The organism is Bacillus thuringiensis, assembly GCF_001595725.1.
In the GTDB taxonomy this organism is placed as follows: domain Bacteria; phylum Bacillota; class Bacilli; order Bacillales; family Bacillaceae_G; genus Bacillus_A; species Bacillus_A thuringiensis_K.
On the sequence record NZ_CP014282.1, the window covers coordinates 3,703,178 to 3,727,217 of the forward strand.

Here is a 24,040-nt window from a genome sequence, read left to right on the forward strand (position 1 = left end):
ATTTTCCTCCTTAATGCACATTACAAGTTTATTACTTTAACTCCTTGTACGTAGATGTTTACAGAATCTACTGCTAGTCCTACAGTTTGATCTAATGTATATTTCACTTTCGTCTGCACATTATGTGCCACTTCTGAAATTTTCGTACCATAGCTCACAATAATATACATATCAATATGTACTTCATCTTCATCTTTACGAACAATAACACCTCTAGTAAAGTTTTCTTTTCGTAAAATGTCTGTTAATCCATCTTTTAACTGATTTTTTGATGCCATACCTACGATACCGTAGCAATCTACCGCGGCACCTCCAGCAATTGTTGCAATTACATCTGTACTAATATCAATTTGACCGTACTTCGTTTTAATTTCAATTGACATCTCGTTTCCCCCTTCATAAATGGTGAAAGTGAGCTAGACTACTTTAGTTACTATCATATAATCTTTTTAAAGAAAATTCCATCGTTCTTTCTTTTCACTCTCATATTTTATGTTTTAAATTACACTTTTTTATGATGAGCAAAATAGTCCATTGTTATTATACAACATGTACCACTATAATATGTCAAGCAATTTTTATGGATTTCAACTTTTCTTCATTGACATATAGTGTCAAGTAAATTTTCTTGATTTCTTTTTTCTACGGTGTTGCATTCTCTTTTTAGTTGTGTTAAATTATAGTAGTGTTTTTAGCATCGCATAAAAGACTAACATTGAAAAATTACGTATGGTAAGGTATCAAGGGAGGGAAATATAAATGGCTCGTGTTTGTGCTATTACTGGAAGAAAAGCTCGTTCTGGTAACTCTCGTTCTCACGCAATGAACGCTACAAAACGTAAGTGGGGCGCTAACCTTCAAAAAGTTCGCGTACGCATCGACGGAAAAGTTCAACGTGTTTACGTTTCTGCTAGAGCATTAAAATCTGGCAAAATCGAACGTGTTTAATAATAAAAAAAAGAGCCAATAGGCTCTTTTTTTACTATAACAATGGAAAAAGCACCGGTGATAGGTGCTTTTTTTAATCTTTTTTAAAGGTATTTAACATTGCACGAACTATTCCACCAAGAAATTTAGGTAACTTAATTGTATAAAATCTCATGGTTTCCCTCCTAATCCCCATTACTCCACTTGGTCACTATATGATGTAAGGAGCAAAATTGTTTCTTCAATCAGTGCTTCTTATCAACATTAATATGCCAGAAGTAAATGAAAAAGTACCTTTTTCCTCAACGAGTTCGTTACTAATACAAAGTGTTGATCCCCACTCTATTGTTTTATTAGTAAGAGGGTACTTAAAACCAAACAATGTAATCCCTTCCACTATTTCAGTAACTGGTACAAAAGATACATAAGGAAAATTTTTATTTTCTTCAATTATATGTGTACCCACTTTTTTAACTGTTATTTCATTTTTATTGTCCACAATACACATTTCTATCTCTACTTCTAATCCTTTTAAAAGCATCTGTATATTTGCCAAACCGTGATCAAGCCTTCCACCGGTAGCACCAAAAATACGAATTAGTGCCGGCTTCTGTTCTAATGCCCAGTTGATTGCAATTTCTAAATCCGTTTGATCTTTTTCTCGCGGAACAATATGTAATTCGTTCGTTTGCTGTCCCATCCATACTAATTCTTCTTCAGTAACTGAATCGTAATCTCCAAACGCAACAGCCGGTGTAATCCCTTTCTTTAATAGACGGTATACTCCCCTATCAACCGCTGCCCATACTACTTCCTCATTCTCATATCGAGCAAAATCTGCGCAATATTCCGAAGGTCCTCCTGCCAAAATATGAATAATCATTTTTTCTTCCCCTTCCATTGTAAAAAGGCAATCTGCCATTCGGTAGATTGCCTTTTTACGTATTTTTACCCTATCCTATAAATACCTTACTAGGATAAAAGTTCATCACTACCCACGAATTACGCGAATTGCTTCACCGCGGTCTTTTTGATTGTATACTGCTGACCCAGCTACAAGTACATTTGCTCCCGCTTCCACACAAAGTCTTGCTGTTTCAGCATTTACACCACCATCAACTTCAATTTCTACTTCTAGATTGCGCTCTTTCACCATGTCTGCAACTTGTTTAATTTTCGGTAATACAGAATGGATAAACTTCTGTCCACCAAATCCAGGGTTTACTGTCATAAGTAATACCATATCTATATCTTCTAATACATGCTCAATCACTGAAACTGGCGTATGTGGATTTAATACAACACCTGCTTTAATGCCATGAGATTTAATTAACTGAATTGTACGATGTAGATGCGGACACGCCTCTACGTGAACAGTAATAATATCCGCTCCCGCTTGTGCGAAAGTCGGGATATAGTTATCAGGATTTTCAATCATTAAATGTACATCTAATGGTAATGATGTAATCGGACGGATTGCTTCTACAATTAACGGTCCAATCGTAATATTTGGTACGAAATGTCCATCCATTACGTCAACGTGAATGTAATCCGCTCCGCCCTTTTCTACATCTTTAATCTCTTCCCCTAATTTTGAAAAATCTGCTGATAAAATCGATGGTGCAATTTTAATCATAACTAATACCTCGGCTTTCTCTCTCTAATTTCTTCTACGAATTGTTTATAGTTCTTATAGCGATATTCTGTAATCTTCCCTTCTTCAACCGCAGCTTTCACCGCACATTTCGGTTCAGAAAGATGTGTACACCCTCTAAATTTACAGTATTGGCTCGCTTCTTTCAACTCTGGAAAACAATATGTAAGATCTTCTACTTCTATATCAATGAAATCTAGTGAACTAAAACCCGGTGTATCTGCTACTAGCCCACTCCCAATTGCAATTAATTCTACGTGTCTTGTCGTATGCTTCCCGCGTCCTAAATGGGAGGAAATATCATTTGTTTTCAGCTCTAATTCTGGACGTAGCACATTAAGCATTGAAGATTTCCCGACACCAGATTGACCCGCAACGACAGAAACACAATTTTCTAAGTATGGTTTTAATATATCAATACTTTCTGACGTATTAATAGAAGTAAATAAAACATCATAACCCATCTCACGATAATCATTCGCATAAGCTTCAACAGTTGCTTTCATCTTTTCATCTACTAAATCCATCTTGCTAATACAAATAATTGGCTTAATGTTATGATATTCAATCAGCACTAAAAATCGATCTAACAGTCCAGGGTTAAAATCTGGTTCTACTGCAGAGAACACAAGGATCGCTTGATCGACATTAGCAATAGGAGGTCTAACAAGTTCATTTTTCCGATCAAACACTTCAAGCACATAACCTTCAGTTGGATTATCTGCCTGAAAAACAACTTGGTCTCCTACAAGTGGTGTAATTTTATTTTTTCTAAATACACCTCGCCCACGACATTGCGTAACCCCTTCTTCATGCTGCACGTAATAAAACCCACTTAAAGCTTTTATAATTTTTCCTTCTGGCATAGAATTCTCCTTTTTTTGTATAAGGTGATGCTGAATTTAAAAATGAATGGATTTAATTTTTCCAAATAAAGATTTCAAAACCTACCATATATACTTTCGCTAATATACATTAAATTTCCCATTAAATGCAAAAAAATATTTACAGCTGCATCACTTTACTAGCTTTTTGAATCATATATTTTTGCCTGCTATACCGTCCACTTTGTAGACAGCATAACAGGCAATAATAATAATAATAATAATAATAATAATAATAAGTAGACTTTCACTATTATTGAGTTGGATATGGTACTTCTTTATCAATAATCGTTATTCCATCTCGTACAATTTTATAGTGTCCCTTTGAACCTTCTTGAATTACAAATTCTAAAGAAATAGTCGCTGATTCAGTAATTGTTCTCGTTTCAACCGGTCTATCCATTTTTTGCTGCATGTCTTCTTTATAAATTTCTATTGTTTGCGGTTTTTTTTCACCTGTTACAGCAGGCTCATATAGGATAGAGATATTGTCCACTTTTACCGTTTTAGTCACTTTAGGTTTTTGACCATCAGAGATAATAATAGTTACTTTATCTCCCTCTTTTAATGGTGTACCTGGTTTTGGAAATTGCGAAATTACAAGTCCTTTTTCGACTGTATCTGAATACTCTCGTTTTATATCTGACGTTAGTTTTCTCTCATTCAAATAACCAGTTACACTATTTTCAGTCCACCCCGAAAAGTCACCTGGTCTAATTTGATAAGGACCTTTACTTACCCAGATTTTCAGTTCTTGCTCCGCTTCTATAACCATTTGATCAGGCGTCGGAATTTGCTCTACAATTTCACCTTTCGGCTTATCATTTTCAATATAATTTACTGTAACTTGTTTATATTTTTCTTCTAACTCAGCTTTTACACTCTCAAAGTTTTGCCCTGTGAAATTCGCCATCTTACTTTTCTTTTTTCCACCTGATTGATAGATAGTAATTTTAGCGTTTTCTTTTACGACTCTTCCTGCTACAGGGTCCGTTTTTATTACATCCCCAACTTCAACATCATCTGTATATACAATATTAGGCTCCGTCACCTCAAAGCCCTTTTCTACTAATGTATTTACAGCTGTCGTGTATTTCATACCAGCCACATCAGGAACTTTCACATCTTTCGGAATAAATAATCCTGGAATAACCGTAAGCGCTAATGTTATTCCTATTGCTAAAAATAAAAATGTTGAAATTAAAACTTTAAGCCACTTGTTACTCCGTTTTTTCTTCTTATCTAACTTAGCTGCTTCTGCTCTTACCGGTTCTTCCACCTTACTCCCTTTTAAAACAATTGTTTCATCACTTACATTTTCAAATAATTGTTCTTGTTGAATAATCGGAATCGCTTTCGTCGCTTCCATATCTTCTGGTATGTAAAATGGTTGCTCATTTATCCTCTCTGGATATAGCGCAGTTTCAATATCTCGCTTCATCGCATTGGCAGATTGATATCGATGGAACGGATCTTTTGCAGTTGCTTTTAATATAATATTTTCAACACTTTGCGGAATATTTTCATTCCATCTTTTTGGTGATGGGATTTCACTTTGTAAATGTTTTAAAGCTATAGCAACAGCAGATTCGCCAGAAAACGGTTGTCTTCCTGTTAACAATTCAAACATAACTATCCCCAGAGAATAGATATCTGATTGTTTATTTGCTATCCCGCCACGTGCCTGTTCTGGTGATAAATAATGGACTGAACCGAGCACTGAATTTGTATGTGTAATTGTTGTCGCACTTGTAGCTGTCGCAATTCCAAAATCTGTTACTTTTATTATTCCATCAGCTCGAATTAAAATATTGTGCGGCTTTATATCACGATGCACAATTTCAAAATGATGGGCATGTGCCATAGCGGATGTTAACTGCTCCATAATATCAAGAGCTTCTCCTATAGGTAACATCCCTCGCTCAATTATGTATTGCTTCAATGTTTGCCCTGGTACATATTCCATGACAAGATAGTATATACCATCTTCTTCTCCGACATCATACATATTCACAATATTTGGATGCGACAACGTTGTAACAGACTGCGCTTCTCGATGGAAACGTTTAATAAACTCTTCGTTATTTGAGTAGTCGAGTCTTAATATTTTTACCGCTACATCTCGGCCAAGTATATCATCATGAGCTAAATATACATTGGCCATTCCGCCACCACCAATCATTTTCAGCAGCTTATAACGGTCATTTAAGCGTTTTCCAATCAGCACGTTGCACTTCACCTACTTTCGTTTGTCGAACCCGCATAATCAATAAGAACAAGTGTGATATTATCTTCTCCACCGCGATCATTTGCCAATTGAATGAGTTGCTGCCCTTTACCTTCAAGCTGTTCATTTAACTGTAAAATTTGTCGCATATCATCAATAGAAACTTTGTTTGATAACCCATCAGAGCAAAGAAGTAATTGATCATCTTCCTCAATCACCAACGTTTTAACATCTAACCCAACTTTTTCTTCTGTTCCTAATGCTCTTAATAACACATTCTTTTTCGGATGATACTCTGCGTCTTCCTTCGAAATTTCACCATGTTTCACAAGCTCATTTACAAGTGAATGATCTTCCGTTACTAGAGTCATTTCTCCTTCTGATACCATATAGCAACGACTATCTCCTATATGCCCTATTGTCACAAAGCTTGGTGTACAAACAGCTATTATAAGCGTTGTTCCCATACCATTACATTCCGCATTTTGCTGAGCGTATTCATATATACGCTCATTAATAATCCCAACACTAGTATGTAACCATTGTTCTACTTTTTTCGGCTCATTCATATTATGTGTTTGCTTCCAATAATCATGGAATAATTGAATGGCCATCGAGCTAGCTACATCACCAGCTCGATGACCTCCCATTCCATCTGCTACTACCGCTAATACATTTCCATCTAAATTGTGAAAAACTCCTGCACTATCTTCATTATGTTGACGAACTTTTCCTTTATCCGATAGAAATACGGCTTTCATCTCGTCACCTCGTCTCTTCTTTGCGCTCCTTCGCACGCAACTGACCGCAGGCTGCATCAATATCATGACCTTGTTCACGGCGAATCGTTACATTCACTCCACGATCTTTTAACGTTTTCTCGAACAAGAAAATTTGTTCACGTGGCGTACGTACATAATCACGTTCAGGTACGTAGTTTACCGGAATCAAGTTCACATGACATTTTACACCTTTTAAGAGCGCAGCAAGCTCTTCAGCATGCTCTACTTGGTCATTTTCTCCTCCAAATAATCCATATTCAAAAGTAATACGACGCCCTGTTCTATTTACATAGTATTTAATAGCTTCCATTAAATCTGGTAATTTATAAGCACGGTTAATCGGCATTAATTTTGAACGTAATTCTGAGTTTGGAGCATGCAATGAAATCGCAAAATTAATTTGTAGATCTTCTTCAGCAAACTTATAAATTTTCGGGATAATTCCACTCGTCGAAACAGTCATATGTCTCGCACCAATATGAAGTCCTTTTTCATGGTTAATGATGCGTAAGAATCCCATTAAATTATCGTAGTTATCAAATGGTTCTCCAATTCCCATAACAACAAGAGAACTTACACGTTCTTCTGTTTCATCAAGCGCACGCTGAACTTCTACTACTTGCGCTACAATTTCTCCAGCTTCTAGGTTTCGCTTTAATCCACCAAGTGTCGAAGCACAGAACGTACACCCAATACGACAACCAACTTGCGTTGTTACACAAATGGAATTTCCATATTCGTGTCGCATTAATACCGTTTCAATAGAATATCCGTCATATAATTGGAATAAGAATTTAATTGTTCCATCCGAAGACGTTTGTTTTACTAACGTGTTTAAAGTAGTAATATCAAAGGAATTCGACAATTTATCACGCAATCCTTTAGAAAGGTTTGACATATCCTCATAATTTTTTACACGTTTTTTATATAACCAGTCAAAAATTTGTCCAGCACGGAACTTCGGTTCTCCTTGTTCCTTTAACCAATCTTGCATTTCATGAAGTTGTAAAGAGTAAATTGATGGTTTCTTCGTTTCTAAATTTTTCTTTTGTTTTCTTACAGTCGTTTCCATGATGCTACACCTTCTTCCTTAAACAAGCAATATAAAAGCCATCCGTTGCAAAATAATGCGGCAAAATTTGTACTTGACCTTCATCAATATACGGAGTTAATTTTTCTGGCATACGCTCTTTTAGCGTAGTATCCCATTCAAATTCAGGATGTTCTTGTAAAAACTTCTCTATTACTTGTTCATTTTCTATTTTCTCAATTGTACACGTACTATAAACAAGACGACCGCCTTGCTTTAATAATGGTGCTATTTTTTCTAGTATTGCAATTTGAATCGTCGATAATCTTTCACTATCGCCTTTATCTTTTCCTAACTTAATATCAGGTTTACGTCTAATTACACCAAATCCAGAACACGGTGCATCTACCAATATTTTATCAAACGTTTCATTTGCAAAGTGCTCTTGCACTTTTCTAGCATCTAGCGCTTTAGTTTCGACATTTTCTAGACCCAGTCGCTCTGCTTGCTGTTTAATTAAACGTACTTTGTGTGCATGTAAATCAAGGGACATGACCTTACCAGTTCCCTTTAATCGTTCGGCGATATGCGTTGTTTTTCCGCCTGGAGCAGCACAACTATCAAGAACTGCATCTCCCGTATTCGGTTCTAAAGCACGTGCTACAAGCATAGAACTTTCATCTTGAATAGAAAGAAATCCTTTTTTAAATGCTTCTGTATGTGCTACATTACCTCTTTCAATCTGAATTGCATCATCTGACAAGTCACCACGTTTTGCTTCTATACCTTCACTTGCCAACAACTCAATCGCTTCTTCTACCGTTACCTTATCAACATTCACACGTGCTGTTGGTACAGGTGGTAACATGTTTACTTCGCACATTTTTTCTGCAGTTTCTAAACCATATTCTGAAGTCCACTCTTGGACAAGCCAAACTGGATGACTTGTTGTAATTGCAAGACGTTCTACTGGATCCTTGATTTCATCTACAGAAGGTACACCTTCTCTCTGAATCGAACGTAATACACCGTTCACCATACCAGCAATCCCCTTATGCCCGCGACGCTTTGCAATCTCAACCGCTTCATGAATAGCCGCTCTTTCTGGCACTCGGTCTAAATAAATCATTTGATATAAAGATAAGCGAAGCAATACTCTTACCCACGCCTCAACCTTCTTTTTTAAAAAAGGCTGTAAATAATAATCTAATGTGTCACGACGTTGAATCGTTCCATATACAATTTCAGTTAATAAACCAATATCTTTTCTATCAATTGTACTCTTTTCAATTAGATTATTTAAAAGTAAGTTACTGTATGCACCACTTTTTTCTACTTGAATTAAACCATCAAGAGCTAATTCACGAACATTTTGTCTCATGCATTTTCTCCTAACTTCGTTCCAATTTCAGGTTTTGTTCCACGTAAAAATTGTGAACAACTCATACGCTTTTTACCAGAAGGTTGCAATTCGGTAATTTTAACACCTGTTTCATTACCTGTTGCTACAACAAAACCATCTTCTTCGATTGCAACAATCGTACCTGCTTCAGCTGATTTCGTTACAGGTACTTTTTCTCCCCACCATACTTTAACAACTTGTCCTGCTAAAGTTGTATAAGCAACTGGCCATGGATTCAATCCGCGAATGTGATTGTATACTTCTTCACCTGTTTTTGTCCAATCAATTTTCTCTTGCTCACGTTTTATATTGTACGCAAACGTTACTTCTTCTTCGTTTTGTTTAATCGGTTCTAACTTACCTTGAATTAATAAAGGCACTGTTTTAGATAGAAGGTGTGCTCCTGCTTCACTTAATTTATCAAATAATGAGCCTGTCGTTTCACGCTCTTCAATTTCCACTTCCACTTGCGTTAAGATATCACCAGCATCCAATTTTTCTACCATATACATAATTGTAATACCTGTTTTTTCTTTACCTTCCATAATTGCATAATGAATTGGTGCACCACCACGAAGTTCAGGAAGTAAAGAAGCGTGGACATTAATACATCCATACTTCGGTGCTTCTAAAATTTCATTTGGTACAATCTGACCAAATGCAGCTGTTACAATTAAATCTGGCTCTAACGCCAATACTTTTTCATATTCATCTTTTTCACGAATTTTTAACGGCTGTAACACAGGGATACCATGTTTTTCCGCTTCAACTTTAACAGGTGTAGGGGTTAATACTTTTTTTCTACCTACTGGACGATCAGGTTGCGTCACAACACCTACTACCTCATAGCCATCTTCAATAAGACGACGAAGCACCGGCACTGAAAAGTCCGGTGTTCCCATAAATACTACTTTTATCATTTAAAAACCGCTCCTTTTAACACCTATTCTAGTTCGTTTTCTTCATAATATCTTGTCACTTTCGATGTAAATAAAACACCGTGTAAATGATCGATTTCATGTTGAATTGCACGCGCTAAAAATCCTTCCGCTTCTAATAAGAATACTTTCCCACGGCGATTTTGCGCTCTTACTTTAATATAATCGGCACGTTCTACTTCACCATAAAGTCCCGGGAAGCTTAAACAGCCTTCGGGACCTACTTGTTCACCACGTTTTTCTAATATTGATGGATTGATTAACTCGATTTTCCCAGTATCATCATCGACATCAACAATCGCTACTTGCAAGCTTACACCTACTTGAGGCGCAGCTAAACCGACTCCGTCCGCAATTAACATTGTTTCATGCATATCTTTCAACAATTTCACTAACTTTTTATCAAAGTTAATTACTCTTTCGCATGGTGTTTCTAACACTTCATTTGGATGCTTTACTATTTCTAAAACTGCCATATTTCCCTCCGCTACATTAACATTGTTGGATTAAAATCAATTGAGATTTGTAGCTCTTTTTGCATTTCTGCTTGATAATGTTCATTTACCATTTTGAGCACGTTCTTTAAGTTTGGTTCCCGTTTGTATTTTATCATGCATTGATAACGATATCTATCTTTTATCCTTGGAATTGCTGAAGCAACTGGTCCTAGCACCATTGTTTGCTGTGAGCAATGCGTTCGTAAATACGAGGCAATTTTTTCCGTCACTTGTACCGCTTTTAATAATTCAGGATGAGATACAGTTACGAGTACAACATAGTAATATGGGGGATATTGTCTTGTTCGTCTCATTTGCATTTCTTGATCAAAAAACACATCATATTGTTGGTTCTTCGCTAACTCTATACTGTAATGTTCTGGCGTATACGTTTGAATCACAACTTCCCCTGGCAATTCATGTCTACCCGCTCGTCCACTTACTTGAGTCAATAACTGGTATGTCTTTTCACTCGCCCGAAAATCAGGTAAGTGAAGCATCGTATCTGCAGTTAAAACCCCAACGAGCGTTACTTTCGGAAAATCTAATCCTTTAGCAATCATTTGTGTTCCGAGTAATATATCTGCTTTTTCTTCCCCGAACGCCTTTAATAATTTTTCATGCATTCCTTTTCGACTTGTCGTATCTACATCCATTCGAATGACTCGTGCCTCTGGAAATAGTTTTGTAATTTCTTCTTCTACCTTTTGTGTACCTGTACCAAAGAAACGAATGTATGTACTTTGACAAGCTGGACACTCAGTTGGCATATTCTCTTCGTAACTACAGTAATGACATTTTAAACGATGATTCATTTTATGATATGTCAATGAAATATCACAATGCGGACATTGGACAACATATCCACAATCACGGCACATTACAAATGTTGAATGACCTCTTCTATTTAAAAAGAGTACCATTTGTTCTTTCTTTTCTAATCGATCTGCTATTTTTTCATGCAGCGCCTTAGAAAACATTGATCGATTCCCGTCACGAAGTTCTTCTCGCATGTCAACAATCTCTACCGTTGGTAAAGCTTGTTCATTCATACGTTTTTCCATTGTTAATAGTTCATAAACACCCTTTTTCGCCCTTGCAAATGATTCAAGTGTTGGTGTCGCACTACCGAGAACGATAGGACATTTATGATATTGCCCTCTCCAGACAGCTACATCTCTTGCATGATACCTCGGATTATCTTCTTGTTTGTAGCTTGATTCATGCTCTTCATCAATAATAATAATCCCTAAATTCTCAAAAGGCGCAAAAACAGCTGAACGCGCACCAACTACAACTTTCACTTCTTTTCTTAAAATCTTACGCCACTCGTCATACTTTTCTCCAACAGACAACGCACTATGAAGAACTGCAACTTGCGAGCCAAACCTACCTTTAAAACGATCCACCATTTGGGGCGTTAGTGCAATTTCAGGAACAAGAACGATAGCTTCTTTTCCTTTCTCTAGCACTGCTGCTATAGATTGTAAATATACTTCTGTCTTTCCACTTCCTGTAACACCATATAGTAAAAATGGATTATAAGTTTCATTTGTAATTGATGATAAAATCGGTGTAATAACTTGTTTTTGTTCCTCCGTAAGTGGAAATGGTTTCGTTTGTTCAAAATCATCATCGTCATACGGATTTCGGTATACTTCCACATACTTTTCTGAAATGAATCCCTTTTTAACAAGTGCTTTTATTGGAGCATCTGTTATTTGTAACTCTTCTGTAATTACTTTCAACGGTGCACTTTTATAATTTTCCACAAAATAATAAAGTACATCTTGTTGTTTTTTACTTTTTAGTTCAAATGCTGCTAATTCTAATTTATCTTCTGGCAACTCCGGTTGTACGACTCTTTGCTTCTTCTTTTGTACCTTATCTTTCACTTGATAAACGACTTCAACCGTACCATTTTTAATTTCTTGTTGAATAGTCCGGTATAAATGTGGCTGTTGCTCGATTACTTCAAAATCAATTGCTTCTTTATCCTGAAATAAATATAGTATTTCAGGTGCTAGTTCTGCCTGTTTACAAAGTTGTAGACGTTTTTTATATGTTGCTTTTATCGCAGTTGGAAGCATCACTTGAAAAGCTGAAATCATGTAGCATAACGTTTCACTTGTAAGCCAATATCCAAGCTTTAATAATTCATCATTTAAAACCGGTGTTACATCTAATATTTCATGGATTGTCTTTAACTTCTTACTTTCTACATCCACCGAATCTTTAATCCCAATAATAAAACCTTGCAATTTCCTTGGCCCAAACGGAACTACTACACGCATTCCTGTCTGTACAATATCTTCCCATTTTTTAGGGATAATGTAATCAAATGGTCGATCTGTCTGACGGGCAGGTACATCAACAATTACACTTGCAAATTTCATAAACGATCATCTTCTAACATCATTTCAATTTGCTTCAATATTTCACGAGCTACCTCTTTTTTCATTAAAAGTGGCAACTCAATAACTTTTCCATCTTTTCTATACATTGTTACAATATTCGTATCCGTGCCAAATCCTGCTCCTTGTGCTTTTACATCATTCGCGACAATCATATCTGCATTCTTCTCACGTAATTTTTTCGTTGCATATTCCTCTACATTTGTCGTTTCAGCAGCAAAACCGATAAGTAACTGTTTATTCTTTTTCTGACCTAACGTTTTTAAAATATCCACCGTTCTTTCGAGTTCAATGACAGCATCACCATTTTGCTTTTTCATTTTATTATCATGAACATATTTCGGCCGATAATCTGCAACTGCTGCTGTTTTAATGACAACGTCTACGTTTTGATAATGTTGAAGAACTGCTTCTAACATATCTTGTGCAGATTCCACTTGCACTGTCGTTACATGTAACGGTGGATTTAATGCTGTCGGTCCTGAAATGAGTATAACATCAGCGCCTAAATTCGCTGCCACTTCCGCAATCGCATACCCCATTTTTCCAGAAGAAAAATTCGTCATAAAGCGAACTGGATCAACCTTTTCACGTGTCGGGCCAGCAGTTATTAATATTCTTTTTCCCTGCAATGGTTTGTGTTCTGAGAAAGCTTCCTCTAAACGTGCAATAATTGCTTCAGGTTCTTCTAGTCGTCCCTTCGCTACATATCCACATGCTAAAAAGCCTTCCCCAGGCTCAATAAATGTATATCCTAGCGTTTTCAATGTCATCATATTTTTTTGAACAATTTTATTTTCATACATATGCACATTCATAGCAGGCGCAATCCATACCGGAGCTGTAGTAGCTAACAAAGTAGTTGTAATCATATCATCTGCAATACCACTAGCTAACTTTCCAATACAATTGGCAGTAGCAGGTGCGACAAGTACAACATCCGCCCAATCTGCTAAATCAATATGAGCGATAACAGCTGAGTCTTTCTCATCAAATGTATCCGTATATACATCATGGCGAGAAAGCGCTTGGAATGTAAGAGGCGTAACAAACTTCATTGCCGACTCACTCATCATTACTTTTACAATCGCGCCAGATTGTGTCAATTTACTTGTTAACGCAGCTGCTTTAAAAACCGCAATGCCTCCTGTTACACATAGAAGTATCTTTTTCCCTTTTAGCATATGACTCGTCCTCTTTCTTTTTCAAACTTATAATACTGAAATAGAATTCTCAGCTCGTCAGTACCAATATTTCATTCCTTTCGTAAAAAAATAACAACCTACTTGTAAATAGGTTGTTACCGTTACATAGAAAATTATAAAGTCTATGTTTTATTTTGTCGAAGGCAAAGGCTTATTCAGCTACTTTATCTTCACTTGGTACGTAGCTTAATGCTTCTGCATCGATTTCTTCTAATGCTTTACCTACACATTTATGAGAAACAGGTTTTTCTACAACACAGTTATTAGCAAGTTGCATTTCACGTGCGCGTTTTGCAGCTACTGTTACTAATGTGTACTTAGAATCGATTTTTTGTAGTAATGAGTCAATTGATGGATTTAACATAATTATAGACCCTCCGTCATTTCTTTATAATATTTTGCTACCCTTTCGCGGCGGCAATGTTCGCCAACCACAATGGCTTTAATTCTATCACAAGCTAATTCAACTTGATCGTTTTCTACTACATAGTCGTAAGCGTCCATCATCTCGATTTCTTCTTTCGCTACAGTTAAACGATTTTCAATAACATCTTCAGTCTCTGTACCACGTCCGACAATACGGCTCTTTAGTTCAGATAAACTTGGAGGTGCTAAGAAAATAAATACACCTTCTGGGAAAGCTTTCTTAACTTGAATTGCTCCTTGCACTTCAATTTCTAAGAATACATCTTTTCCTTCTTGTAATGTTTTTTCAACATAGTCAATCGGTGTTCCGTAATAATTACCTACGAACTCAGCCCACTCAAGTAATTTTTCATTACGAATCATTTCCTCGAATTCTTCTCTTTCTTTAAAGAAATAATCCACACCATCTACTTCACCTTCACGCGGCTTACGTGTCGTTACTGAAATAGAGTACTGAAAACGTGTATCCTCATGGCTAAACAGCTCTTTACGAACCGTCCCTTTTCCAACCCCAGAAGGCCCTGAAAGAACGATGAGCAATCCTCTTCTACTTCTCATAAATATGTAAAACCTACCCTTCCTCACTTAAATCTTCTTTATTATTCAAACGATGTGCAATCGTCTCTGGTTGAATTGGACTTAATACAACATGCCCATCATCCATAACAATAACCGCCCTTGTTTTTCTCCCATACGTAGCATCAAGCAAAGCATTATGTTCGCGTGCTTCCTGTACTGTTCGTTTAATAGGAGCTGACTCCGGACTTACAATAGCAATAATTCGATGAGCAGATACAATATTTCCGTATCCAATATTTAAAAACCGCATGGCCATAGTTTGCGCCTCCTAGTAAGTCTATCCGATTTCTCCACCACGTATAACTTTACATATTTTTTGAAAGCTACTCAATATTTTGTACTTGTTCACGAATTTTTTCAAGGTTATTTTTCATTTCTACAACATATTTTGAAATTGTTAAGTCATTTGCCTTAGAACCAATCGTATTAATTTCTCTATGCATCTCTTGCACGATGAAATCCATTTTCCTTCCAACAGGCTCTTCAATCTGCAGTGTTTCACGAAATTGCTCTAAATGACTTTGCAAACGAACTAACTCTTCATGAATATCACAACGCTCTGCAAAGATTGCGACTTCTGTTAGCAATCTTTGTTCATCTAGATCTTGATTATGTAATTCTTTTAAGCGATTTTCTAATCGTTCACGATATTTTTGTGTAACAATTGGTGCATGTGGAATAATTGCATTTACACAATTGCTAATCTCTTGTAAACGATACGCTATATCTTTATGTAATCGTTCTCCTTCGCCATCTCTCATCGTTTTCAACATATGAGCAGCTTGACGAACAGCCTCATATAAACTGTTCTCAAAATGTTCATTTACATTTTCTATTTCTTCAATTGCTGTTACTTCTGGCATTGCCATTAATTGCTGAAGTGTAATAGAATCTTGTAATTGAAATTTCCCTTTTATATCTTCCATCATCGATTGGTACTGCTCAAGAAGTGACCAATTCACACTTAATTTTCTTTCAACAAGTCCTTCACCCGCTATACTAATAGACACTTCAATGCGTCCACGTCGAACTTGCTGTGCAATTATTTTACGAATTTTGTCCTCAAATACCATCATTTGCTTAGGAAGTCGAATACTCATCTCTAAAAAACGGTGGTTCACCGATTTCATTTCTACTGTAATTTGAAAAGTATCACTTTCTACTTTCGATCTTCCAAACCCTGTCATACTAGAAATCATTTTTATCACATCCAAGCCATAAAATAACTCAATGAAAAAGGTAATAGAGACAAGGCTCTACTACCTTCTGTAAATTATATCACATTTTCATAACATTGACTATTTCAAGTTTAATCCCTTCTTATATAACATCGACTTTTTCTTCTTAGCCTTTCTCCCTGTTAATAAAGAGCCTACTAGTAAGAAAGTCGGAATTGATGACAAACCTCCAATTAATAACCAATCTCTTGCTTGTATCGGCATTGTGCTAAAGATCGGTTGTAACGGTGGATAATATATAACCACTAGCATGAGTAGTAACGAAATAATAACCGCCCCTACTAAATACACGTTCCCAAATGGATTACGGTGAAAGACAGAATGCTCACTGCGACAATCAAATACATGAATAAGCTGAGCAAGTACCAACGTCGCAAACGCTACAGTTTGTGCATATTTCAGTTCATTTGGATGTTGGTTATACGCAATAATGAACGCTACTAACGTCACTGCCCCAATTAAAAAACCTCGACTTATTATTTTCCACGCAAGCCCTCTAGCAAATACCCCTTCTTTCGGGTGGCGCGGTGTTCTCTTCATCACATCTCCTTCAGCCTTATCCAAACCTAATGCCATCGCTGGTAAACCATCAGTAACTAAGTTCACCCATAAAATTTGAATAGGAACCATCGGCAGTGGTAATGCAAGTAACATCGCAAATAACATAACTAAAATTTCTCCAACATTTGACGCCAATAAGTAGCGAATGAACTTACGTATGTTCTCATATATATTTCTTCCTTCTTTAATTGCTGATTTAATTGTAGCAAAATTATCGTCTAGTAAAACAAGTGAAGAGGCTTCTTTCGCAACATCTGTCCCTGTAATTCCCATCGCTATCCCAATATCCGCTGTTTTTATCGCTGGAGCATCGTTCACTCCATCACCTGTCATCGCTACTATATGTCCTTGATTTTGCAGTGCCTTAACAATTTTTAATTTATGTTCAGGTGATACACGAGCGAATACATACGTATCTTCTACAACATTTTCTAATTCCTCCACATCCATATTCGCGAGTTCTACGCCTTCAACAACGCGTCCATCTGGTGGTAAAACTCCTAATTGTTCAGCAATCGCCATTGCTGTCACTTTATGATCACCTGTAATCATTACTGTTCGAATACCAGCTTCTTTACACTCTTTTACCGCCTGCGCCACTTCTGGCCTTGGCGGGTCAATCATACCTTGTATCCCAACCAACATAAAATCTTTTTCAACGTCTCTTTCATGTTCAATAGAATCCGTGACTTTTAAAAGCTTAAACGCAACTGCAATTGTTCGAAGCGCTTGACTACCTAAGCTATGAATAGCCGCCTGTACTTCTTTTCTATATAGCTCACTTAACGGCTGCTGCTTATCCCCCCATAAGATTGTTTGACTCATTTGCAAAAGAACATCAGGTGCTCCTTTCGTAACAATAAACTTTTTCCCCTCTCGATCTCGTACAATAACACTCATCATTTTTCGAGTTGAATCAAAGGGAAATTCACGAATAATTTCAAATTTCCCTTTCAACGCCTCACGTGTTATCCCAGCTTTCATTGCTGCAGCTACAAGCGCTCCCTCTGTTGGATCTCCATCTAATACGTACGCCTTTTTCTTTTGAATAATATTTGCATTGTTACATAGTGAACCAAATGTAAGTAGCTGATAAAGTGATTTTGTCTTAGCTGGATTCACTTCTTTTTCACCTTTCATAAAAGAGCCATTAGGTTCATATCCTTGCCCTGTCACTTTCCACAATTCTCCGCCTGACCACATATGTGTTACCATCATTTTGTTTTGCGTCATTGTTCCCGTTTTATCAGAGCATATAACAGAAGCGCAGCCTAACGTTTCTACGGCCGGTAACTTCCTTACAATTGCTCTCTTTTTTATCATACGCTGTACACCAAGTGATAAAGCTACTGTAACAATTGCTGGCAATCCTTCTGGAATAGCCGCAACAGCTAGCGATACGCCAGCTAAAAACATATGATATACTTCATTCCCTTGATACACACCAGCCAATACAACGAGCGCTGTCAAAATAAGAGCTACAATAATTAATATTTTTCCGAGCTGTTCTAACCTTCTTTGCAGTGGCGTTTCCATTTGCTCTGCATTTTGCAACATATTTGCAATTTGCCCCATCGCTGTATTCATACCAGTTGCTACAACAACTCCTGTACCAGATCCTCGCGTAATCATTGTCCCCATAAAAGCCATATTTTTTTGATCCCCAATTGCAACATCTTGCCCTTGCAATGCTTCTACCTTCTTTTGTACAGGTACGGACTCCCCTGTCAAAGCAGACTCTTCAATATATAAACTTGATGCCTCAACAAGACGCACATCAGCCCCAATACGATCACCACTGGAAAACTTAATAATATCCCCTAAAACAAGTGCTTTAGATGGTGCTTTTACCCACTTTCCATTCCGCATTACAGTAACTTGCGGAGCGGCTAGTTCCTTTAAAGCTTCCAATGATTTTTCAGCTTTTCTTTCTTGAAAAAAGCCGAGAATACCATTGATAATAACAATGGCAACAATAGCAATAGAATCAATGTATTCACCTAAAAACGCAGAAACAATTGTTGCTCCAAACAAAACGAGTACCATGAAATCTTTAAACTGTGCTAAAAATACCATTAGTGCAGAAGGCCTTTTTGCTTCTTCTAATTCATTAGTACCAAATTTCTTTACTCGCCCTTCTGCTTCTTTCTCTGTAAGTCCAACCTTTACATTCGTATTCGTTCTTTCTTCCACTTCATGTGCTCGCATTCCATACCAGTTCATCCTGCTATCGACCTCCTGATTCCAGACATACTCTATTGAAAGCTTATTCAGCCTCGTCCAAAAAAATGCTATAATTAACATTTAGTTAGAAAGGAGTGTTCATTTATGGCATTCGATGGATTATTTACAAGAGCGATTACACATGAAATTGAAAATTCTCTTTACACAGGAAGAATTTCCAAAATATATCAACCTTCAAAATACGAGATTTTATTACATATTCGAGCGAATGGAAAGAACCAAAAACTAATTCTTTCATCTCATCCTACATATGCGCGTATGCACTTAACGAATCAAAACTACGATTCGCCAGCAATACCGCCGATGTTCTGTATGCTTCTTCGCAAACATTTAGAAGGTGGATTTATTGAAAAAATTGAACAAATCGACTTAGAACGCATTATTCAAATTACAGTTCGCAGTCGTAATGAAATCGGAGACGAATCATTAAAAACATTAGTAATTGAAATAATGGGACGACATAGTAACATTATCTTATTAGATACGAAAACAAACGTGATTTTAGATAGCTTAAAACACGTTTCATTAGCCGTAAACCGTCACCGAACTGTATATGCTGGCGCTGAGTACGTCGCGCCACCAGCCCAACATAAAATCAATCCTCTGCAAATTGAAACCGCAGATGATTTTATTAGACCGCTAGACTTTCTATCTGGAAATATGGATAAACAACTCGTGGGGGCCTTCATGGGAATATCCCCATTATTTGCAAAAGAAGTAGTAAAGAAAGCCGGTATGGTAAACGAGAAAGCATTATCAGAAGCATTTTTCTCTATACAAACACCATTACTATCTCATGCATATACACCAACAATGATTACTGCAAATGGAAAAGAATTCTTTTATCTTTTCCCTCTTACACACTTGCAAGGAGAAGAAAAAACATTCTCATCAGTGAGCGAACTGTTAGATCGTTTCTTCTTTGGCAAGGCAGAACGTGATCGTGTAAAACAACAAGCTCATGATTTAGAGCGCTTTATGCAAAACGAAAAAAATAAAAATGAGAAAAAACTCATTAAACTCGAAAAAACACTGCAAGATGCTGGAAAAGCAGATAAATATCAACTATTTGGAGAGCTACTTACAGCTAATATGTACGCTTTAAAAAAGGGCGATAAAGATATTGAGGTCGTTAATTATTACGATGAGAATGGTGGAACTGTAAAAATCACATTAGATCCTTTAAAAACACCATCTGAAAATGCACAACGCTATTTCCAAAAGTATCAAAAAGCAAAAAATTCAGTTGTTGTTGTAGAAGAACAAATCGAAAAAACAAATGAAGAAATTCTTTATTTTGATAGCTTACTTCAACAAATGGAAGCTGCTTCTTCAAAAGATATTGAAGAAATTCGTGAGGAATTAGCTGAAGAAGGTTATGTGCGCAATCGTAAAACAAAAAACGCAAAGAAAAAGCCTACTAAACCAGTATTAGATAAATATGTAGCAAGTGATGGCACAGAGATTTTCGTTGGTAAAAACAATAAACAAAATGATTATTTAACAACGAAGTTTGCCCGCCGTGATGAAATTTGGTTACATACGAAAGACATACCTGGTTCTCACGTTGTCATTCGTTCTTTAGAGCCTGCTGAAGAAACTTTACTAGAAGCTGCCAAGATTGCTGCCTATTACAGTAAAGCAAAAGAGTCTAGCTCTGTACCTGTTGATTTCACCAAAATACGCCATGTTAAAAAACCGAGTGGTGCAAAAATTGGTTTTGTTACGTATGACAATCAGCAAACCGTATATGTAACACCAGATGCTGATATTGTAATGAAATTAAAAGCGTAAATAAAAAAATGCGTTGCTTGTATGCAGCGCATTTTTTATATTCGTTCACACTAATTCATATACCCATTTACTAATTCATAACATCTTGCTTTTGTCATCTTATATTTCTCTTCTGAGGCTTCTATACGCCTCATCGTTCCATTATTTGTATCAGTACCAATTGCTTTAACTTTACTTTCTTTTTCTTTAACCCACGCAATTTGTTTCGTTTTTAACGACTGGAACGCATCAGCTGACATCGTACTTTTTAATGTACTGTAAATTTCATTTAGTTTATTATCCCACAGTTCATAATTTCCTTCTATTTCATTTACTATATCATTGGTTGACATAGCATTCGTATGTTTTTCTTGTTTATCTATAGCAGCTAATTCGCTTAAAACATTTGCTCTATCTATCTTTGAAGAAGATTCTTTTTGCGATTGTTTCTCGTCTTTTGAGCCTGTATACGCACTGGAATCCTTTCTCTGTACTTGTTCTGTTTCTTGAATATTTCTTTCTTTCGTTAACTTTTCATACTTATTTTCATCTACATTGTATGAAATAAGAGATGTTTTCGCATTTACAGTAATTAATCCGTTACTATCTTTGAATATATATTTCTTATCGCCACTATTTTCTTCACTTACAAATGACACATTCTTATCGTCTGGCGTTTGTAAAATTCTATTTGCTTCTTCTTTTGTAAGTTTTAAATCTTCAGGAAAAACGAATGACCATTTATCCATTAACCATTCCCCTTCTTTATACACCAAATGAAATTCCCATTCTTGGGCCGCATGACCTATTTCATCTTCTAAACTTAATGTATGTACCGTTAAATTTTCTTTATCTTGTGAAGAAGAAAATCTTATTTCAGTTTGAAAATAATTTGGGAATGGTAACATATCAGTCTCTCTCGATCTATTAAAGTTATTAAGCAATTCAAGAAGCTGATTCTCTACAAATTTTTTTGAAACTAATCCCTTAACTCCTTTTTTAACTGTCTCTAAATCCCCAGGATTATTTCGGCTCCATCCATTTTCTTTTTCCATCTCACTAAACGCGTTTGCTATTCCATCTACACTCTTTCTTACAATCTTTTTTGCTTCTTTTTCTGTCACTTCTGGCGCTTCATCAAGCTGGTCAATCATTTTATTCACTTGAACTTTGTTTTCACTTGTTTCACACCCCGTTATAACAAGCATACTAGCGGCCAAACAAAATGACATTACTTTACTTAATTTCTTCATACATTCACATTCCTTAACCCAATTTTTTCGTTACATCTCTTTACCTACAAAAAAACGTAACAATCCCTTATTATACCAATTTTTTAATTTATTTATACAAAAAATATAATATTTAAATTAAAAAGATTTTGTTTGCAAGTTTACATTATTGTTCATTCACATAAAAACTTACTGTAAAAATTATATATATATTTATTTTACATCCGTCTAGTTTTTTTGACACACAGCTACCCTCTTCTCTTTTATTCTAAATAAATATATTGGCACAATTCTTGCTTTATTAATGTAAAAAGGAGGAATTAAAATGAATATAAGAATAACTAACATCCAAAAACAACTACATAATTACGGAATCGACGGGTTACTTATTACAAAGAAAGAAAACCGTCAATATGCAACAGGCTTTACAGGTAGCGCTGGCGGCGTCTTAATCTCTGCCGATCAAGCTGTTTTTATCACTGATTTCCGCTATGTAGATCAAGCGAAATCACAAATAAAAGATGCTGAAATTATTATGCATAAAGGAAATTTAGAAAAAGAAATTGCACATCAAGTATCGAAATTAAACATTCAAAAACTTGGAATTGAAGAAAACAACATGATATTGCAACAATATAAAAACTTGCAAAAATACGTACAGGCGGAAATGATTCAAGTGTGCGAAATTATCGAAAATATTCGTATCATTAAAGACACGCCTGAAATAGAAACAATGAAAATTGCAGCTAATATCGCGGACGAAGCATTTCACCACATTCTTACGTTTCTAAAACCAGGAATAAGTGAAAATGCTGTACGAGATGAATTAGAATTTTTCATGCGAAAAAAAGGGGCTACATCTTCTTCATTCCAAATCATTGTAGCCTCAGGCGTTCGTTCTTCACTTCCCCATGGAGTTGCATCAAATAAAATAATCGAACGAGGGGATATCGTTACATTAGACTTCGGTGCACTTTACGACGGATATTGTTCCGATATAACACGTACTGTAGCAATAGGGGAACCATCGGAAGAATTCAAAAAAATATACAATGTTGTACGAGAAGCGTTAAAACGTGGGACTGAAGCGATTAAGCCTGGAGAAACTGCGAAAAGTATCGATGATGTAACAAGAAAATACATTACAGATTGTGGATATGGTCAATATTTTGGACACTCTACTGGTCATGGTCTTGGGTTAGAAATACATGAACCTCTTCGCTTATCTCAAGAAAGTACGGCTACTTTAGAAGAAGGTATGGTTGTTACCGTTGAACCTGGTATTTACATTCCGAACTGGGGCGGTTGTAGAATTGAAGACGATATCGTCATTACAAAAGAAGGCTATGAAGTTATTACAAAATCAAATAGAGAACTAATTGTTATTCCTTGTTGAAATCACGACCTTTTTTAAAGGAGTTTTTCGTTGCACATAGAATTCTTTCTCTGGAGTCATCGTTTAAGAGGGGGAATTTAAATTGAATTTTGTAATTGATAAGATAGATGGGTTACAGTCTGAATTTTCAAATCTTGTTTCCATGATGAATTACGCTCGCTATACAACAATGCAAGCGGTGGAAGGTTTAACAATTGAGGAACTTGATTATTTATATGATAAGGACACAAATTCAATTGGCATGTTATTGTACCATATGGCCGCTATTGAATTTTACTACCAGATTCATACTTTTGAAGACCGTGAACCAACGGAGGCTGAATTAGAACGCTGGTTACCTGGCATTGAATTAGGCGATCTTGGACGTGAGAAAATAAAAGGAAACGCTATAGAATTTTACATCAATACATTACAAGAAGTACGTTCCAAAACAATCGAGACTTTTCAATCGTTACCTGATGAATGGTTATTTAAAACGACAGACTTTTGGTATGACAAACCAGCAAATAACTATTTTAAGTGGTTTCACGTTTTTGAAGATGAAATCAATCATCGTGGACAAATTCGTTTAATTAAAAAGATGCAAAAAGCTCATGCAGTAAAATGAGGAAATGCCACCGAATAAGGTGGC

23 protein-coding genes are annotated in these 24,040 nt (G+C 36.2%); 4 read left to right on the forward strand and 19 right to left on the reverse strand.

Features of this window, described 5'->3' with window-relative positions; all coding sequences use genetic code 11:
• Positions 1 to 20: 20 nt before the first annotated feature.
• On the reverse strand, positions 21 to 383 hold the full coding sequence (locus AXW78_RS18280) for an Asp23/Gls24 family envelope stress response protein (protein WP_000021109.1): 363 nt from the start codon (positions 381 to 383) through the stop codon (positions 21 to 23).
• A 376-nt stretch (positions 384 to 759) separates the two neighbouring features.
• Between AXW78_RS18280 and rpmB the strand changes: the two genes are divergently transcribed.
• Positions 760 to 948, forward strand: a complete 189-nt coding sequence (rpmB, locus tag AXW78_RS18285) for a 50S ribosomal protein L28 (RefSeq protein WP_000124776.1) — start codon at positions 760 to 762, stop codon at positions 946 to 948.
• Between the two features lie 73 nt (positions 949 to 1,021).
• On the opposite strand, the gene spoVM is transcribed toward rpmB, so the two are convergent.
• From spoVM to AXW78_RS18370, 17 genes are all read right to left on the reverse strand, one after another.
• Complete coding sequence (gene spoVM / locus AXW78_RS18290; RefSeq protein WP_001213599.1) at positions 1,022 to 1,102, reverse strand: stage V sporulation protein SpoVM; 81 nt, start codon at positions 1,100 to 1,102, stop codon at positions 1,022 to 1,024.
• A 66-nt stretch (positions 1,103 to 1,168) separates the two neighbouring features.
• Entirely contained in the window at positions 1,169 to 1,849 is a 681-nt protein-coding gene (locus tag AXW78_RS18295) for a thiamine diphosphokinase (protein WP_000752664.1), read from the reverse strand.
• Between the two features lie 69 nt (positions 1,850 to 1,918).
• Positions 1,919 to 2,563, reverse strand: a complete 645-nt coding sequence (rpe, locus tag AXW78_RS18300; RefSeq protein WP_000589974.1) for a ribulose-phosphate 3-epimerase — start codon at positions 2,561 to 2,563, stop codon at positions 1,919 to 1,921.
• A gap of 2 nt (positions 2,564 to 2,565) precedes the next feature.
• The gene (gene rsgA, locus AXW78_RS18305; protein ID WP_001113932.1) at positions 2,566 to 3,447 is read right to left on the reverse strand and encodes a ribosome small subunit-dependent GTPase A; all 882 of its coding nucleotides are present in this window, start codon (positions 3,445 to 3,447) and stop codon (positions 2,566 to 2,568) included.
• Positions 3,448 to 3,718: 271 nt separating this feature from the next.
• Positions 3,719 to 5,692: a Stk1 family PASTA domain-containing Ser/Thr kinase gene (gene pknB / locus AXW78_RS18310; protein ID WP_000904754.1), complete on the reverse strand. Its 1,974-nt coding sequence runs from the start codon at positions 5,690 to 5,692 to the stop codon at positions 3,719 to 3,721.
• 8 nt (positions 5,693 to 5,700) lie between these two features.
• Complete coding sequence (locus AXW78_RS18315) at positions 5,701 to 6,453, reverse strand: Stp1/IreP family PP2C-type Ser/Thr phosphatase (RefSeq protein ID WP_000648704.1); 753 nt, start codon at positions 6,451 to 6,453, stop codon at positions 5,701 to 5,703.
• Between the two features lie 4 nt (positions 6,454 to 6,457).
• Positions 6,458 to 7,546, reverse strand: coding sequence for a dual-specificity RNA methyltransferase RlmN (gene rlmN / locus AXW78_RS18320; RefSeq protein ID WP_000450541.1), 1,089 nt, complete (start codon positions 7,544 to 7,546; stop codon positions 6,458 to 6,460).
• Positions 7,547 to 7,550: 4 nt separating this feature from the next.
• Entirely contained in the window at positions 7,551 to 8,885 is a 1,335-nt protein-coding gene (rsmB, locus tag AXW78_RS18325) for a 16S rRNA (cytosine(967)-C(5))-methyltransferase RsmB (protein WP_001249684.1), read from the reverse strand.
• Entirely contained in the window at positions 8,882 to 9,826 is a 945-nt protein-coding gene (gene fmt, locus AXW78_RS18330; protein ID WP_000598806.1) for a methionyl-tRNA formyltransferase, read from the reverse strand. Before fmt ends, rsmB begins: the two co-directional genes overlap by 4 nt.
• Positions 9,827 to 9,849: 23 nt before the next feature.
• Positions 9,850 to 10,320: a peptide deformylase gene (gene def / locus AXW78_RS18335; protein WP_000279463.1), complete on the reverse strand. Its 471-nt coding sequence runs from the start codon at positions 10,318 to 10,320 to the stop codon at positions 9,850 to 9,852.
• An 11-nt stretch (positions 10,321 to 10,331) separates the two neighbouring features.
• On the reverse strand, positions 10,332 to 12,737 hold the full coding sequence (priA, locus tag AXW78_RS18340; protein WP_000666710.1) for a primosomal protein N': 2,406 nt from the start codon (positions 12,735 to 12,737) through the stop codon (positions 10,332 to 10,334).
• Entirely contained in the window at positions 12,734 to 13,939 is a 1,206-nt protein-coding gene (gene coaBC / locus AXW78_RS18345; protein WP_000911760.1) for a bifunctional phosphopantothenoylcysteine decarboxylase/phosphopantothenate--cysteine ligase CoaBC, read from the reverse strand. Before coaBC ends, priA begins: the two co-directional genes overlap by 4 nt.
• 172 nt (positions 13,940 to 14,111) lie before the next feature.
• A complete protein-coding gene (gene rpoZ, locus AXW78_RS18350; protein WP_000933960.1) occupies positions 14,112 to 14,324 on the reverse strand; it encodes a DNA-directed RNA polymerase subunit omega in 213 nt (70 codons plus the stop codon).
• Between the two features lie 2 nt (positions 14,325 to 14,326).
• Positions 14,327 to 14,944, reverse strand: coding sequence for a guanylate kinase (gene gmk / locus AXW78_RS18355; RefSeq protein WP_001257741.1), 618 nt, complete (start codon positions 14,942 to 14,944; stop codon positions 14,327 to 14,329).
• 13 nt (positions 14,945 to 14,957) lie between these two features.
• Positions 14,958 to 15,221, reverse strand: a complete 264-nt coding sequence (gene remA / locus AXW78_RS18360) for an extracellular matrix/biofilm regulator RemA (protein WP_001251456.1) — start codon at positions 15,219 to 15,221, stop codon at positions 14,958 to 14,960.
• Between the two features lie 67 nt (positions 15,222 to 15,288).
• Positions 15,289 to 16,164 (reverse strand): YicC/YloC family endoribonuclease, encoded by an 876-nt coding sequence (locus AXW78_RS18365; RefSeq protein ID WP_000625869.1) that lies wholly within the window; start codon positions 16,162 to 16,164, stop codon positions 15,289 to 15,291.
• A gap of 99 nt (positions 16,165 to 16,263) precedes the next feature.
• Complete coding sequence (locus tag AXW78_RS18370) at positions 16,264 to 18,987, reverse strand: calcium-translocating P-type ATPase, SERCA-type (RefSeq protein ID WP_061884516.1); 2,724 nt, start codon at positions 18,985 to 18,987, stop codon at positions 16,264 to 16,266.
• Between the two features lie 105 nt (positions 18,988 to 19,092).
• Between AXW78_RS18370 and AXW78_RS18375 the strand changes: the two genes are divergently transcribed.
• Positions 19,093 to 20,802 carry an Rqc2 family fibronectin-binding protein gene (locus AXW78_RS18375; protein WP_000863285.1) on the forward strand — a complete coding sequence of 570 codons (1,710 nt, stop codon included), beginning with the start codon at positions 19,093 to 19,095 and terminating at the stop codon, positions 20,800 to 20,802.
• A gap of 50 nt (positions 20,803 to 20,852) precedes the next feature.
• Here the strand turns inward: AXW78_RS18375 and AXW78_RS18380 are convergent, their stop codons facing one another.
• Entirely contained in the window at positions 20,853 to 22,034 is a 1,182-nt protein-coding gene (locus AXW78_RS18380) for a lysozyme inhibitor LprI family protein (RefSeq protein WP_000736526.1), read from the reverse strand.
• Between the two features lie 304 nt (positions 22,035 to 22,338).
• Between AXW78_RS18380 and AXW78_RS18385 the strand changes: the two genes are divergently transcribed.
• Positions 22,339 to 23,409: a M24 family metallopeptidase gene (locus AXW78_RS18385; protein ID WP_001026207.1), complete on the forward strand. Its 1,071-nt coding sequence runs from the start codon at positions 22,339 to 22,341 to the stop codon at positions 23,407 to 23,409.
• 82 nt (positions 23,410 to 23,491) lie between these two features.
• Positions 23,492 to 24,016, forward strand: coding sequence for a DinB family protein (locus AXW78_RS18390; protein ID WP_001012046.1), 525 nt, complete (start codon positions 23,492 to 23,494; stop codon positions 24,014 to 24,016).
• The last annotated feature ends 24 nt before the right edge of the window (positions 24,017 to 24,040 follow it).